General features: G+C 48.2%; 16 protein-coding genes. 9 read left to right on the top strand and 7 right to left on the bottom strand.

All coding sequences use genetic code 11. The features are described 5' to 3' along the window. Positions 1–64 precede the first annotated feature (64 nt). The 3 genes from BM415_RS17355 to BM415_RS17345 form a co-directional block, all read right to left on the bottom strand. The gene (locus BM415_RS17355) at positions 65–727 is read right to left on the bottom strand and encodes a GNAT family N-acetyltransferase (RefSeq protein WP_244533517.1); all 663 of its coding nucleotides are present in this window, start codon (positions 725–727) and stop codon (positions 65–67) included. Positions 728–748: 21 nt separating this feature from the next. Continuing rightward, positions 749–1,603, bottom strand: a complete 855-nt coding sequence (locus BM415_RS17350; protein ID WP_091160187.1) for a carbon-nitrogen hydrolase family protein — start codon at positions 1,601–1,603, stop codon at positions 749–751. An 80-nt stretch (positions 1,604–1,683) separates the two neighbouring features. Next, positions 1,684–2,571: a cidABC operon transcriptional activator CidR gene (locus BM415_RS17345; protein ID WP_091160185.1), complete on the bottom strand. Its 888-nt coding sequence runs from the start codon at positions 2,569–2,571 to the stop codon at positions 1,684–1,686. A gap of 167 nt (positions 2,572–2,738) precedes the next feature. Here BM415_RS17345 and BM415_RS17340 point away from each other — a divergent pair, with 167 nt between their 5' ends. The 4 genes from BM415_RS17340 (at position 2,739) to BM415_RS17325 (ending at position 4,890) form a co-directional block, all read left to right on the top strand. After that, positions 2,739–3,170 (top strand): CidA/LrgA family protein, encoded by a 432-nt coding sequence (locus tag BM415_RS17340; protein WP_091160182.1) that lies wholly within the window; start codon positions 2,739–2,741, stop codon positions 3,168–3,170. Then, positions 3,106–3,780 carry a CidB/LrgB family autolysis modulator gene (locus tag BM415_RS17335; protein WP_091160180.1) on the top strand — a complete coding sequence of 225 codons (675 nt, stop codon included), beginning with the start codon at positions 3,106–3,108 and terminating at the stop codon, positions 3,778–3,780. Before BM415_RS17340 ends, BM415_RS17335 begins: the two co-directional genes overlap by 65 nt. Positions 3,781–3,891: 111 nt before the next feature. Further along, positions 3,892–4,428 carry an AbrB/MazE/SpoVT family DNA-binding domain-containing protein gene (locus BM415_RS17330; protein WP_091160179.1) on the top strand — a complete coding sequence of 179 codons (537 nt, stop codon included), beginning with the start codon at positions 3,892–3,894 and terminating at the stop codon, positions 4,426–4,428. 150 nt (positions 4,429–4,578) lie between these two features. Next, entirely contained in the window at positions 4,579–4,890 is a 312-nt protein-coding gene (locus BM415_RS17325) for a winged helix-turn-helix transcriptional regulator (RefSeq protein WP_091160177.1), read from the top strand. A 174-nt stretch (positions 4,891–5,064) separates the two neighbouring features. On the opposite strand, the gene BM415_RS17320 is transcribed toward BM415_RS17325, so the two are convergent. From BM415_RS17320 to BM415_RS17310, 3 genes are all read right to left on the bottom strand, one after another. Beyond that, complete coding sequence (locus BM415_RS17320) at positions 5,065–6,045, bottom strand: Gfo/Idh/MocA family protein (RefSeq protein WP_091160175.1); 981 nt, start codon at positions 6,043–6,045, stop codon at positions 5,065–5,067. A gap of 364 nt (positions 6,046–6,409) precedes the next feature. Beyond that, positions 6,410–8,065: a glycerol-3-phosphate dehydrogenase/oxidase gene (locus BM415_RS17315; protein WP_091160173.1), complete on the bottom strand. Its 1,656-nt coding sequence runs from the start codon at positions 8,063–8,065 to the stop codon at positions 6,410–6,412. 279 nt (positions 8,066–8,344) lie between these two features. Then, entirely contained in the window at positions 8,345–9,001 is a 657-nt protein-coding gene (locus BM415_RS17310; protein ID WP_091160172.1) for a GntR family transcriptional regulator, read from the bottom strand. A 237-nt stretch (positions 9,002–9,238) separates the two neighbouring features. Here BM415_RS17310 and BM415_RS17305 point away from each other — a divergent pair, with 237 nt between their 5' ends. The 5 genes from BM415_RS17305 to BM415_RS17285 are packed head-to-tail and all read left to right on the top strand — an operon-like array spanning position 9,239 to position 13,649. Further along, on the top strand, positions 9,239–10,159 hold the full coding sequence (locus BM415_RS17305; protein ID WP_091160170.1) for a phosphate/phosphite/phosphonate ABC transporter substrate-binding protein: 921 nt from the start codon (positions 9,239–9,241) through the stop codon (positions 10,157–10,159). Positions 10,160–10,194: 35 nt separating this feature from the next. Next, a complete protein-coding gene (gene phnC, locus BM415_RS17300; RefSeq protein ID WP_091160169.1) occupies positions 10,195–10,962 on the top strand; it encodes a phosphonate ABC transporter ATP-binding protein in 768 nt (255 codons plus the stop codon). Between the two features lies 1 nt (position 10,963). Beyond that, positions 10,964–11,755, top strand: coding sequence for a phosphonate ABC transporter, permease protein PhnE (gene phnE, locus BM415_RS17295; protein ID WP_091160167.1), 792 nt, complete (start codon positions 10,964–10,966; stop codon positions 11,753–11,755). Then, positions 11,752–12,591, top strand: coding sequence for a phosphonate ABC transporter, permease protein PhnE (phnE, locus tag BM415_RS17290; RefSeq protein WP_091160165.1), 840 nt, complete (start codon positions 11,752–11,754; stop codon positions 12,589–12,591). The genes phnE (BM415_RS17295) and phnE (BM415_RS17290) overlap by 4 nt, the downstream gene beginning before the upstream one ends. Positions 12,592–12,635: 44 nt before the next feature. Next, positions 12,636–13,649 carry a tyrosine-protein phosphatase gene (locus BM415_RS17285; RefSeq protein WP_091160164.1) on the top strand — a complete coding sequence of 338 codons (1,014 nt, stop codon included), beginning with the start codon at positions 12,636–12,638 and terminating at the stop codon, positions 13,647–13,649. Positions 13,650–13,682: 33 nt separating this feature from the next. Here BM415_RS17285 and BM415_RS25355 read toward each other — a convergent pair. Further along, the coding region (locus tag BM415_RS25355; protein ID WP_211753673.1) for a hypothetical protein at positions 13,683–13,905 on the bottom strand (223 nt) is incomplete at its 5' end.

Genomic DNA, 13,905 nt, shown 5'->3' with positions numbered 1-13,905 from the left:
ACCTCCTCATTCAGTTTGATTACTAGGCCAAATTCTCAATTCCAGGCTTGGCATCAATTCCGTTTTACTTAAACGGATTACGCCATTCCATCAGTGCTCCATAGTGACAAGATTCCTCATCATCCAGGTAATTCTCGGTGACGGCCACAGGTGTTCGTCCACAGCGCAGCAAGAAAGAAATGACGGGATCACGAAGCTCACCGCGAACGACCGCAGACAGGTATTCCGCAGCACTCATCTTGTCCGCTACTATATGATACCCAGGCATTCTGCCGCCTCCCAGAAGTCGCAGAGCGCCTTCCTGTATAACGACATGGTACATGGATTGCATAAGCAGCTGTCCAATTCCGAGCTTGCGATAAGCAGGACGGACGCTTATATCTACGACATATAATGTATCACCATCAGGCTGGTGATTTCGAATATAACCTTCATCGGTTGCTTCTGCCCAAGTATGCTCAGGATGTGCCTGGTCAAACCTCGTGCGAAGCCCCGTCATTGAACCGGCTAGTATGCCGTCCACCTCAACCGTAAGCGCACCTTGTGGAAATAAGGTAATATGGCTGCTCAGCTGTTCTTTGCTCCACCACAGCTCTGATGGAAATGGCGGCGGAAAGCATTCTGCCTGGATAGCAATCAGCTCATCAAAGTCGGTCTCGGTGTAATTCCGAACTACGACAGGAACCGGCTTACCCTCACTTAGAATATACATTTCTTTACGATACACCGCCAAGCTCACCTGCCCTCTCTACCAGTCCGGGTACAGATCCACCCGGCGGTCACGCCAGGTTGTAACCGCTCCGCGCTCCCGCACTTCATAGAGCAGATCAAGATCCAGATCCGCAGTTACGATCATATCGTCATTGATTTCCCCCTCGGCCATAATTCCACGCGGTGGAAACGGAATATCATTCGGCGTAATAATCGCAGCCTGGCCATAATTGGCCCGCATGAAGTCAACGGTCGGCAGGCTTCCAACGGTTCCGGTCAGAACCACATATACTTGGTTCTCTACAGCTCTCGCATGGCTTGTGTATCGTACGCGATAGAATCCGTGACGGTCATCCGTACAAGAAGGACAGAAGATCACATCCGCTCCCTTGGCTTTGGCCATACGGACAATTTCAGGAAACTCGATATCGTAGCAGGTCAGCACGGCAATCGTTCCTTTATCCGTCTCAAATACCGTTAGTCCCTCGCCCGCTCCCATATTCCATTCCTTCACTTCCGTAGGCGTGATATGCAGCTTCGGCTGCCGGCCGATTCGACCATCCGGATAAAATAGATGTGCAGTATTCAGCAGCTTGTCATCTTTCTTGATGACATGGGTGCCTGCGATAATATGAACACTGTACTGCTTGGCGAGCTTCGTAAACAAAGCCTCGTAAGCCTCCGTAAAATTCGGCAAATCCTCGATACCAAGTGCATTGCCGTCCTTATCTCCGATGGACATCAGCTGTGTTGTCATAAACTCGGGAAACAGGATAAACTCGGCATCAAATTCTTCAGCAGTCTTTATATAATGCTCTACTTGGGCTGCAAACTGCTCAAAGCTGGTAATGGTCTGTAGCTTGTATTGCACTGCAGATACACGCAGTTTCATTAAAGCGTTCCTCCTTAAAATATCTGATTATTTCTTATTCTTTACTTCAAAGTCATTGTATCAGGGAATATACCTTCTGTTTAGTCCTTGGGCTTAAGCATTTTCTCCGAGAAAGCAATCCACTCTCGTACCGCAAATGACTGGTAGCGATCCTTGCGCCACACCATCCCGAGATCCCACGGAATCCGCTCCCTCAGCTTGAGTATCCTTACCTCCTCCTGGCGAAGCTCCCTGCATATCGTCTCCGGCAGGAGAGCAACCCCAAGTCCGGCGGCAACCATGTTGCTGATCAGATCCCACTGTGCGCTCTCATAAATAATTCGCGGCTGATATCCTGCCTTCTGACAAGCTCCAATAATCCGGTCATGCAGTGTAAAATCCTCCCGGAACAGAATAAATCCATCCTCGCTAAGCTCGGTAAGCCCAATTTCATCCTGTTCTGCCAATGGATGCGATGGGTGAAGTACGGCCCGCAGCGACTCATCAACGAAGATATAACTATCAAACAAAGACTCATCTGCAGGCAGTACTGTTACCCCCACGTCCAGTGCGCCCGTAAGGATGTCATTCTCGACCTTCTTTCCCCCATCCTCAAATAGCTGGATTGTAATGTTCGGATACTGCTTATAGAATGCTCCAATCACTTTTGGAAAAAAAGAAGCGCCGATCATGGGCGGGAGCCCAATGCGAATATGCCCTTTTTTCAAATTCATCAGGTCATCCAGCTCGGAAGACAAATTGTGGAATGAAGTCACAATCTCCTGGGCTTGTCGGGCGAACACCTCACCTGCATCGGTCAGCTTCACGTTCTTGCCATAACGGTCAAGCAAGGTCACACCGAGCTCATCCTCAAGGCTCTTGACCGTCTTGCTGATGGTTGGCTGCGTAATGAACAGCACCTGAGCCGCTTTCGTGAAGCTGTGCTGTCTTGCCACCTCGAGAAAATATTGCAAATGCCGAATATCCATCGAATTAAGATCTCCTTCTATAGAAAAATGGAATGGTAGGCATGCTTATTATGCATTTTACTCATGAAAATGAATCATGTAAAATTTCAGTAACCACTAAGATACATTCTAAGATGATATACAACGAATTGAAGACATCGTTAATATAAAGGAGGCGGACTCATCTCATGAAACAAACGGTAATTATCGTATCTCAAGTCGTGGTTCTGCTCTTCATCTCACTTCTGATAAATGGGATCGCACAGCTCTTGCAGCTACCGATCCCCGGCTCCATCATCGGCATGCTGCTGCTGTTCCTGTTATTGAAGACAGGTATCGTTAAGCTGCGCTGGATCGAGGCCGGTGCCAGCTGGCTTCTTGCTGAAATGCTGCTATTCTTCATTCCTTCCGCTGTCGGCATCATGAATCATCTGGATCTCATGAAGCAGAGCGGTCTCAGCATTCTGCTCGTCATTCTCATCAGCACATTTATCGTCATGGCCGTCTCTGGACTTGCAGCTCAAGCCATCACGAGAAGAAAGGAGGCTGCTCGGTATGACAGCCCTGTTATGTCTCCTGTTAACAATAGCCATATATCTGCTGGCCAAAAAAATGTATAAACAATTCCCTAAAGTCTACCTCTCTCCACTGCTCATTGTACCTGCGGTGATTGTGGTCGTTCTGCTTCTAACCCGCACTCCTTATGAGGCATATAACGAGGGAGGCAGTCTGATTACACTGCTGCTTCAGCCAGCGACCATCGCTTTTGCGGTACCGCTCTACAAGCACTTTGAAGCTTTGAAGAAGAACTGGCGAGAGATTGCAGTTGGGGTTACACTCGGCTCGCTCACAGCAATCATCTCCACCTTGATTACAGCGAGATTGTTTAATCTGGGCACTGAGCTGGAATCCAGTCTGTTCCCTCACTCCATCACAACACCGATAGCAATGGATATTTCGACAATGATCGACGGTATTCCGCAAATAACAGCTGTTTTCGTTGTCATTACAGGTCTCACCGGAATGCTAATCGGACCCAATGTGGTAAAATGGCTGAAAATCGATGGAGAAATTGCTAGAGGAATCGCTTATGGCACAAGTGCGCACGGTACTGGGACTTCCAAAGCATTTGAATACAGCCCGCTGACAGGAACGATATCGAGCATTTCCATGGTTCTCGCCGCTCTCGTTACACTCATGGTCTCCCCCTTATTTTCGGTATTTCTATAATATTAATCTATATTACTGGCTAATTATTGAAAAAACCTATTGTATTGCAGTACATTCTTCCCTTAAAATGAAGAAATGATAATATCTGCTGATTAGCGGGGGAGATTACCCATGAAAAGAACCGGTATGAAAAGAGCGCTCGACCGTCTTGGCCGTATTGTTCTTCCAAAGGAAATGCGCGATACAATGGAGATCGATATCGGAGATCCGCTGGAGTTTTTTATTGAAGGTAAAGAATTGATTCTTCGTAAATACAAGTCCACTCTTTGCATTTTTTGTGGAAATGTGGACACGGAGATGTATTTCAAAGAACAATTTATTTGCAAGAGCTGTGCCCGGGAACTGAAGTTTACGGATCATTCGGTGGACATGCCTCTATCAAATCGACAAAGTTCGACTAATTCTAATCAAGAGCAACGCTTATCCCAGTTTACAGATCCGAAATACGCAGGGTCATCAGCTGTACATAAACATCTTTATTCTACTGGATCGGATGAATTTGCCCGTGATGTACGTCCCAAGACAGCCCAGATGCTTCGCAGGATGAAAGAAATTATAGAGGGCAATCCAGGTATTTCACAAAATCAAATCGCTGAGAAATTAGGAATTAGTCAAGGCCGTGTATCTCAGCTCAAGAAGCTTCTCTAATTATAATGAGCCCTATGAATCACAATGACCCTCTCGGTAATATCGGGAGGGTTTCGTTTATTCCGACTTTCCCACCGAAACGGATTATCTAGTATAATAGAGTTATATGTATCTATAAGTACCTGTTCTAACAAAATTCGAGGTGATCTCATGGAGCCCCAAAACAACGAGCTATGCCCGATTACCCAGGCGATGAACCTCTTAGGCAAGAAATGGGCTGTCCTCATCATGTATCATTTGCTATCTGGTCCGAAACGCTTTACGGAGCTGGAAGCTGCTATGGCCATCAGCGGAAGGCTGCTGTCCGAGAGACTGAAGGAGATGGAACTGACCGGTATTGTTACCCGCAAAATGTATCCGGAAATCCCTCCCCGTGTCGAATATGAGCTTACGGATAAGGGCCTCGCAATTGAGCCTGTCATTAAAGAAATTTACGAATGGTCCACCCAGTGGATTATATGAATACTCCCGCCACTTATCAACGCTTGCCGATTCACCTCACCGCTTATAGAAGCCGGAGTACTCTCGGCTGCTCTTGATAGATTGATGAAGAACAGCCCTGTGCGGAATGAATGAGATTTGTATCTGCGCAGGGCTGTTCGATATGTCGAAAGTACATTCACTGAACACTGAAGGTCATAGAAGTGATACGCGTTCCCCTGTTTCCGCAGACTTCAGGGCAGCAACAGTGACCGCTTGAGTACGAACCGCGTCCGAATAATCCGAGCGGATACGGCTTCGATCGCCTGTGCGCAGTGCATGGATGAAGGCTTCATTTTCCAGCAGGTATGCGTTACCCTTATTCTCTACTGTCGTCATTCCTGCAGGTTCGGGCTGAGCAATTTGCAGCCTCTCCGGATTCCAATCCCATACACCATGTGATGAATAGAAGGTCAGCCCGCTACTACCCGGCACACCATCCGGCAGAATACATGTATTGGAAATATTCGCTACCGCACCGTTACGAAGCCGTAAATTGACCGTTCCTACATCAGGCACGCTTACACCTTCATGCAGCTCGTGGAGACTCCGGTTTGCGTACATTGCCTGGACTTCAACTACTTCTCCGGCTACATATCTCAGCAAATCCACAATATGCGTCGTTTGTTCAATAAATTGTCCGCCTGATCCTTCCTGGCGCCGCCACCAAGCTACTCCCGGCATGCCTCCATTCCATGCTCCGCTTGCCATGCCGATGGTTTGCCCGGCCAGATCCTTCCTGAGCAGTTCCACTGTCTCCTGATAACGGAAATGATAGCCCACCGATGTTAGCAGCCTCTTCTCCCGAATGGCAGCATCCATCTTCTGCGGCAGAGCAAGATCGGTCGCCAGCGGCTTTTCAACCAGAAACGGAATGCTTCGTTCAATAAGTGCGAGCTCGATCTCACCATGAGACATTGGCGGAACACAAATATATACCGCATTCAGCTGCTCAGCATCCAGCATGTCCGTAAGCCGATCGTATCCATTTGCATCATATTCTGCTGCCATTCGGTCTGCCTTCTCCAAGCTCGTCCCAAGGATTGCCTGAACTTTAACGCCCTCCATCTGCTGCAGAATCCCGGCGTGCACCTTGCTGAACCAGCCTGTGCCTATAATTCCAATTCTGAGTGTCATCTTCAAATTCCCCTTTTCAAGTTAAGATAGCGATTACACAATGATCGGTACAAACAGTCAGCCTAGACAACCCATGAAACGCCTCCGTATGTTATCATCATTTCCTTATTAAGGATAACAAATTTAGGCTCTGATCTCTATGTGAACAATGGATAACCTGCAACACTAGCAGCATTGAAACGCTTCAACTAGATATACGCTAGTATTGATACAAAAACGCCCTCTTTTCGAGGGCATCTTAATCACCGCTATTGTGTATAAGCGGCAGTCATGGGTGCATTGCGGCATATGACATGAGACATGAGACATGAGATAAGTGTGACAGAGTCACATTATCCTGGATTGCTCATAGGGTCTGATGGTTTTAGCCTGCTGCCGGCTTGGCCTCTGTAATAAGCTGGTCGAGCTCCTGTGTGTAGATTTGCTGCTCGACATCTGTCCACCCATATACCATCGCCATGTATTCAATGACGGGAATCTTATATTTCTTAACCCAATCCATATGGAAGAAGAGCGCTCCTGTGCGGCGGATGAAAAAGTCGGCTGGCGTTACGGCCATCTCTTCCTTCATTGCATAATTCAGCTGCATGAGCACCTCAATCGGCAGGTTTACGCCAAGAGAATATTCACTTCCTTCTGTATGCTGGAATAACCGTTCTGCATTCGCCCCGTACATCTGTGACAGCCGTGCCGCATCCGCATGTGTCAGTCCATGCCGCATACCGATTTCCGTCATACGCTGAACATACGCAGGATAGCCTGCACTTCCGCCGACCTGGCCGCCCGATATCGGCATACGGATTGTTTGACATGCCTTGAAAGGCCCTTTTCCTTCGTTATGCAGCAACTTGGCGGTCAAATCCACAACGTTCTCCGCCATCTTGCGATAACCGGTCAGTTTGCCTCCTGCAATCGTAATGAGGCCCGAAGCAGACTGCCAAATTTCGTCCTTCCGTGATATTTCCGAGGCGCTCTTCCCTTCCTGAAAAATAAGGGGACGAATACCCGCCCAGCCGGATTCGACATCATCAATCGTAATGTCCAGATCACTAAACATGTAGTTGATCGCTTTAATGACATACTCGGCATCTTCTCTCTCAATCACGGGATTCGCGAGCTCTCCCTTGTATACGGTATCCGTCGTACCTACATACGCCTTGCCGTCACGTGGAATGGCAAATACCATTCGTCCATCCGGTGTATCAAAATAGATCGCCTGCTTCAGTGGAAACCGGCTTTGGTCGATGACAAGATGAATGCCTTTTGTATGCTGAAGCACTTTCCCTTGCTTGGATTGATCCTTCTCTCTCAGTTCATCGACCCATGGTCCAGCCGCATTCACAACCTTAGCTCCATGAATGGTGAAGTCGGAGCCTCCGATCAGATCCTTCGCATGGATACCGCATACCCTGCCGTCTTTATAAACAAACGAGTTCGCCTTGACATAGTTGACAGCGAGAGCACCGTTCTTTACGGCTTCCTTCATGACTTCAATCGTCAGTCTCGCATCATCCGTCCGGTATTCCACGTAGTAGCCGCCGCCCAGCATTCCTTCTTTCTTCAATAAAGGCTCCTTGCTGAGCGTCTTCTCCTTGCTGAGCATGACCCGTCGCTCGCTTCGCTTCACCCCGGCCAGAAAATCGTAGACACGAAGCCCAATGGAGGTCATGAACTTGCCAAATGTCCCCCCTTCATAGAAGGGGAGCAGCATCCACTCGGGCGTCGTAACATGAGGTCCATTCTCATATACAATGGCACGTTCCTTGCCGACCTCAGCCACAACATCGATCTGCAGCTGCTTCAAATAACGCAGTCCTCCATGCACGAGCTTGGTGGAACGGCTGGATGTGCCTGCAGCGAAATCCTGCATCTCAACGAGAGCGACCTTCATCCCACGAGTCACGGCATCCAGTGCGATACCAGCCCCTGTTATTCCGCCTCCTATAATCAATAAATCAAATTGATCCTTACCCATCGCCGCTATGGCGTCCGTTCTGTTCAGTTCAGCAAATCCTGTCATGTGTATGACCTCCGCTTCTTGTATTTATAAACAGAAACAGAAAAAGAGACCACGAAATAAACATTATCGGCATAGCGCCTTCAAATGTAATCGCGGTCTCTCCTCGTCTCCTGACAACTATTAACTTGTTACGACTATCATAACACGGGTTACCCGTTATGCAAACCTCTAACTGGTAAATGACATTTTATATTGCGGCCTCTGGCCTTCTTTGGCCTTTGTTTGAAAGTGTGTCCATTCTTGCTCCATTGACGAATAAGAATGCTCTGCTCTCTTTCGCTAGAACTGTCCAGTAGCCAGCATTCGCTCCCTCGATAAACGGCCCAGCGACAGCACAACCGCCTGGGCAGCTTCATAATTCTGCTCCGCTATCACCTTCAGTGTATCCCGATTAATTCCAATCGCACTATAATGCTTAATGTTGGGTGTAAGCTTGAACCGAACCATTGCATACATACCTAGTTTATCCTTGAAGGAGTCAAAGGTACTCAGCATTACGCTGTTACCAATCGACTCTACGATCTCCCTCATGAACAGAAAATGATGATCAATATAAGTCGCATAATCATTATTCTGTTCTGCAAGCCGCTGTGCCTCTACATGGGCAGCCAGTGATTCAAGATCTATATAAATATCTCTGCTGCGGTCCTTCATCACTTGAAAGCAGTAGAAGAGCATGGATTGAATTTGTTCATTCAAATCAATGAACTCCTTGCTGTTGATTTCCCTGACCAGCACTCCGCGATTCTTCAGTGCTGTTACATATCCTTCCGATTCGAGACGAGCAATCGCATGACGGACAGGCGTCCGGCTCATCTGAAACTCTACAGACAGCTCATTCTCCGACAGCAGTGTACCCGGCATTAATTCACCTCGGACGATTTGATCACGCAGCAGCGTGTATGCCGTATCAACCAGCGAGTTTTTCTTCATCATTTATGTAGTCCCTTTCTGCCCATGACTTATACTCACACTCGATTGTTATCATAATTCAAACAAAATATCTATTATATATGAATCATTTTACCTCATCTTAACAGTATGCGTAGAATTGCCGCAACCCTCCCAAATATTTTACAAATCCTCAAAATTGCCAACACATTCCTCTTACATTCAACTTGTATCCTACTTGTGTACCACAGAATATGAACTTCAAAATCGGGAGGATATATCATGTTAAAAAATAGGGGTCGTCAAAGCTTGATCGTATCACTTGTACTTATGCTCGTTATTCTGTCCGGCTGCGGAGCCGAAGCAGGCTCAACCTCTGCTGTGGGTGAGGGAGGGATGCCTGAAGTGATTCGAATCGGCATGATGCCAAGTGAAGAAGGCGAGATGAACCGTTCGCAGGATCAGCTAGCCGCAGACATTACAGAAGCAACCGGCATTCCTGCTGAAATTTTTGTGGCTGAAGATTACAACATGGTAATTGAAGCACTGCGTGCAGGCAAAATTGAAATCGGGCTGATCGGCCCATTCGGATATATCATTGCTACGGAACGTGCTAATGCCAAGCTGCTTGTCCGTTCAGAAAGTGATCAACCATCAAATACCGTGATCCTGGTTCAGAAGGATTCCCCTTATCAAACGGTACAAGATCTCGAAGGAAAAGATTTCTTGTTTGCTGATCCGGCTTCCACATCCGGAAATCTGTACCCGCGTGCAACTCTGATGAAAGAGCTTGGCCTGACGAATGAAGAACTGGATTCCTTCTTCGGCAGTGTAGCTTTCTCCGGCGGACATGATAAGTCCCTGCTTGCGCTGGCTAACGGCAATGCAGATGCGATCGGTACTTCAAGCCTCATGGTGCCAATGATGGCAGAATCAGGTCTTGTGAATGAAGATGATTTCCGTGTCATTGCTGAATCAGAGCCGATTGTCGGCGGAGCACCGCTATTATATCGTCACGATTTGCCTGAAGAACTAGTAACACAGCTGCGTGAGCTTATGGTAGGTTATCATGAGAAAAACCCTAGCTTCCTGGAAAGTGTGGGTGCTGCTCGTTTTGTAGAAGGCAGTGACAGCGATTTTGATCCGATTCGTGATGTAGCAGAGGCTCTTGATATGTCTCCAGAAGAACTGTTAAGCAAATAAGCGGAGTATTTGAAACGTGAGGAGGATTTTTTAATATGACACTACTACAAGTGGAAGGTTTATCCAAAGTATATCCAGACGGAACAAAGGCGCTTGATAACCTCGATCTTACGATTAATCCAGGAGAATTCGTTGTCGTCATCGGGCCGAGCGGAGCAGGAAAAAGCACCCTGCTTCGCAGCCTGAACCGCATGATTGAGCCAACAAACGGCAAAATTCAGTTTAAAGGCAGCGAGACCATGGGGATTAAGGGCAAAAGGCTGCGCGAATTGCGCCGTCATATGGGTATGATTTTTCAAGGATATAATCTTGTCACCCGTGTGTCCGTACTAAGAAACGTGCTTCATGGCCGATTGGGCTACATGAATGCGTTCAAGGGAGCCCTTGGCCTCTTCTCCAAATCAGATACAGAAGCTGCGAAAAAGATGCTGCAGCGCGTCGGTTTGTTCGAACAGATGTACAAGCGGGCCGACGAGCTGAGCGGTGGACAGCAGCAGCGGGTAGGTATTGCCCGCGCGCTTGCGCAAAGACCCGATTTGATTCTGGCAGATGAGCCTATCGCGAGTCTTGATCCCGCTTCATCGGAAACGATCATGAACTATTTGTACACGATCTGTAATGAGGAAGGCATTGCCTGTCTATGCAATCTGCATCAGGTAGACATTGCGAAGAAATATGCATCCCGTATTATCGGCATCCATAAAGGAACCAAAGTATTCGATGGAACACCAGATGAGCTTACGGATGATATGATCCGGCTGATCTACAACCAGACCAATCCCCAAGTGAAGGAGACCGCCTGACATGAATGCGGCACAAATGCAATCTGCCCGTAAAATGAAACGCACCCAAACGATACTGTTTGTCATCGTGCTGCTTGCGCTCATCATCTGGTCCTCCATCGGTGCTGAGTTTACACTGGGAGCTCTGTTTACAGGAGTTGGCGAGAGCTTCCGATTTATCTTTTTCGACTTTTTACCGCCGGACTTCTCATCCCTGTCCCAGCTCGTCGAGCCTGCTCTGCAGACATTATATATGAGCGTCGTTGCGATGGTGATCGGATCTGTTGTTGCTGGACTATTGTCCTTCCTGGCTGCTGCCACAACGAGTCCGCATCCTTACCTGCAAGTATTCGTGCGAGCGGCGACTTCACTCTTCCGGAATATTCCCGTTATTATCTGGACCATCCTGCTTGTCGCAGCGTTTGGACTCGGGGCCGTCGTAGGAACGATGTCCCTGATCCTGATCTCGATCGGGATGCTGACCCGCTCTTTCGCCGAAGTGCTTGAAGAGATTGATATGGGACAGGTTGAAGCCGTCCGTGCATCTGGCGGAAGCTATTTTCAAGTGCAATCTCAAGCCGTTGTTCCGCAATTTCTGCCCGGATTTATAGGCTGGACCTTATACAACTTTGAAATTAACGTACGCGCCTCCACGATCGTCGGCATGGTCGGCGGAGGAGGTCTCGGATTTATTTTGCAATCGAAATTGAAATTGTTTCAGTACCAGGAAGCCAGCATGGCCGTTCTGCTCGTGCTCGTCATCGTCCTTATCGTTGAAACGATTACCAATCGCGTAAGGGAGCGGATCATATGAGTATGCAGCTAAACGAACATAAACCATCCTTTACGGTGCTGGCATCGACCGTCGAGCCGCCGAAGCCGAAGAAAAACAAGCTGCTTGTGATCGGTCTTCCGCTGGTTGCTATACTGTTTGTATTCAGTCTCCTGCAGCTGCAGTTCGATTACGCCAAGATCGCCGAAGGCTTCACGAAGCTGTGGGGTTATATGGGAACGATGTTCCCTCCTGACTTCTCCGATTGGAAGCATGTCCTGCTTGCTGCAGTAGAATCACTGCAGGTGGCCATTATCGGCTCAGTGCTTGGCATTGTCATTGCATTCTTCCTGTCTTTTCTCGCGGCGAGCAACCTTACACCTCATCCGCTGCTTGCATGGGTGATCCAAAGCGCAGCCTCCCTGCTGCGCGCGATTCCTACTATTGTGTGGGCACTCATATTCATCGTGTCTGTCGGACTTGGTCCGCTTCCAGGGGTACTGGCCATCGCCGTCTCTGCCGCAGGCATGCTCGTCAAGGTATTCGCACAGTCGCTTGAGGAGATCGACAAGGGTGTACTTGAGGCGATGCGGGCAACCGGTGCCAGCTGGCTCCAGATCGTAATACAAGGAATCCTGCCGACTGTGAAGACGGCGTTCATTGCCTGGTGTGTGCTTCAGCTCGAAGGCGGTATTGCTGAATCCACCATCCTCGGTGCAGTCGGTGCCGGCGGGATCGGATTTGAAATGACGCATGCGATGAAATCGTACAATTTTGCGGCAGCTTTGTTTGTCGGCCTGGTCGTCTTCGTCATGGTGTTCAGCGTTGAATTTATTGCAAACCGGTACAAAATGAAGCTTAAGACACGTAAGAGTTAGCAGATTTGTTTAATGATACTAACGTGAAATCCGAAGGAGGATTTATGATGTCAACATTCAACCCCTCATTAGAGCAAGGACCTATCGTGCAAGCGAAATACACCAGCAATAATATCATTACACTCGCCTGGAATATGCCAGAGAGCCTTGAGGCTGAAGCGATCTACCTCTCTGCAAGTCCTGAATTTGATGAGAACAATAGCACACCGCTTGAGGTTCAGATTAAGCCGGTAGGTGCATCCTTTACAAGAACACCACTCCCTGGGCGAAGCTATTATCATGTGAAGTTTAACGACGGCTCCGTTACGACCGTAACCGACCGGATGATTCATACCGATGGCGTCGTTAATTTCCGTGATATGGGGGGATATCATACAGAAGATGGACGGACAACCCGCTGGGGAATGCTCCTGCGTTCCGCAGATCTGCATGAACTAAGTGAACAGGATCTGAAGACCGCAGATGCGCTGGGAATCGATTGGATCTGTGATCTTCGCAGTGATTTTGAAGTCGCGAGCCGCCCGAGTCCTGCAATTGGTAAAGCGATCAACACCAATATCCCTTTCATGGCGGAAGCGAGTCCGCAAGAGATGCAGAAGATTGGACTTGATCTGAATGCAGGCTATAAGGCGATGATCTTGAACACTAACAAATGCTCCCTCATTCTGCATGAGCTTCTAACAGAAGATCGTGGTACTTCCTTGTTCCACTGTGCGGCCGGTAAAGACCGTACTGGAGTCGTATGCGCACTGATTCTTCTGACGCTTGGCGTACCTCGCGAGGTCGTCATTGAAGATTACGAGCTGACCAATCTAGCGATAGATGGACTCCTGCAGCGTTTCCTCTCCGGAAATAACAAGGATCATATCGATCAACTGCCTGAAGAGATGAAGAAAGACTGGAACGGAGAAGTACCGGAGATGATGAAGGCAGCTTTCATACGGGCTTCACTGGAGGCCATCGATGATAACTATGGATCATTCGAGAACTACCTCCACAAGGGCCTTGGCATTACAGAGGAAGAAAGAATACAGCTTAAGAACAAGTACTTGGTGTAAACCATTCAACAAACAATAAACATACCCCATCTTTTAGCTCTGGTTCATTATGCAGTCAAATGAACCAGAGCCAAAACAAAGTCCGGTCGGCGAATTGCCAAGCCGGACCTTAACTTTCCCCTCTCCCAGTTTGAGGAGGGGGTGCTGCTTACTGACGGTTGCACTTGCGGAGGAAGTGAATAATTCAGGAAGAAGCGACAGCGGTCGTATTTGGACAGGAATGGCTTCCTTATAGCCTAGTTCACTGCCATTCCTG

Source organism: Paenibacillus sp. 453mf, assembly GCF_900116105.1.
Classification (GTDB): domain Bacteria; phylum Bacillota; class Bacilli; order Paenibacillales; family Paenibacillaceae; genus Paenibacillus; species Paenibacillus provencensis.
Note: the sequence above shows the minus strand (reverse complement) of the source record. Positions and strands in the feature narration are given on the sequence as shown.

Bases quoted from the DNA above. Each gene is read 5' to 3' on its own strand.
- BM415_RS17350 (WP_091160187.1), bottom strand. From the start codon at position 1,603: ATGAAACTGCGTGTATCTGCAGTGCAATACAAGCTACAGACCATTACC.
- BM415_RS17345 (WP_091160185.1), bottom strand. From the start codon at position 2,571: ATGGATATTCGGCATTTGCAATATTTTCTCGAGGTGGCAAGACAGCAC.
- BM415_RS17340 (WP_091160182.1), top strand. From the start codon at position 2,739: ATGAAACAAACGGTAATTATCGTATCTCAAGTCGTGGTTCTGCTCTTC.
- BM415_RS17335 (WP_091160180.1), top strand. From the start codon at position 3,106: ATGACAGCCCTGTTATGTCTCCTGTTAACAATAGCCATATATCTGCTG.
- BM415_RS17330 (WP_091160179.1), top strand. From the start codon at position 3,892: ATGAAAAGAACCGGTATGAAAAGAGCGCTCGACCGTCTTGGCCGTATT.
- BM415_RS17325 (WP_091160177.1), top strand. From the start codon at position 4,579: ATGGAGCCCCAAAACAACGAGCTATGCCCGATTACCCAGGCGATGAAC.
- BM415_RS17320 (WP_091160175.1), bottom strand. From the start codon at position 6,045: ATGACACTCAGAATTGGAATTATAGGCACAGGCTGGTTCAGCAAGGTG.
- BM415_RS17315 (WP_091160173.1), bottom strand. From the start codon at position 8,065: ATGACAGGATTTGCTGAACTGAACAGAACGGACGCCATAGCGGCGATG.
- BM415_RS17310 (WP_091160172.1), bottom strand. From the start codon at position 9,001: ATGATGAAGAAAAACTCGCTGGTTGATACGGCATACACGCTGCTGCGT.
- BM415_RS17305 (WP_091160170.1), top strand. From the start codon at position 9,239: ATGTTAAAAAATAGGGGTCGTCAAAGCTTGATCGTATCACTTGTACTT.
- phnC (WP_091160169.1), top strand. From the start codon at position 10,195: ATGACACTACTACAAGTGGAAGGTTTATCCAAAGTATATCCAGACGGA.
- phnE (WP_091160167.1), top strand. From the start codon at position 10,964: ATGAATGCGGCACAAATGCAATCTGCCCGTAAAATGAAACGCACCCAA.
- phnE (WP_091160165.1), top strand. From the start codon at position 11,752: ATGAGTATGCAGCTAAACGAACATAAACCATCCTTTACGGTGCTGGCA.
- BM415_RS17285 (WP_091160164.1), top strand. From the start codon at position 12,636: ATGATGTCAACATTCAACCCCTCATTAGAGCAAGGACCTATCGTGCAA.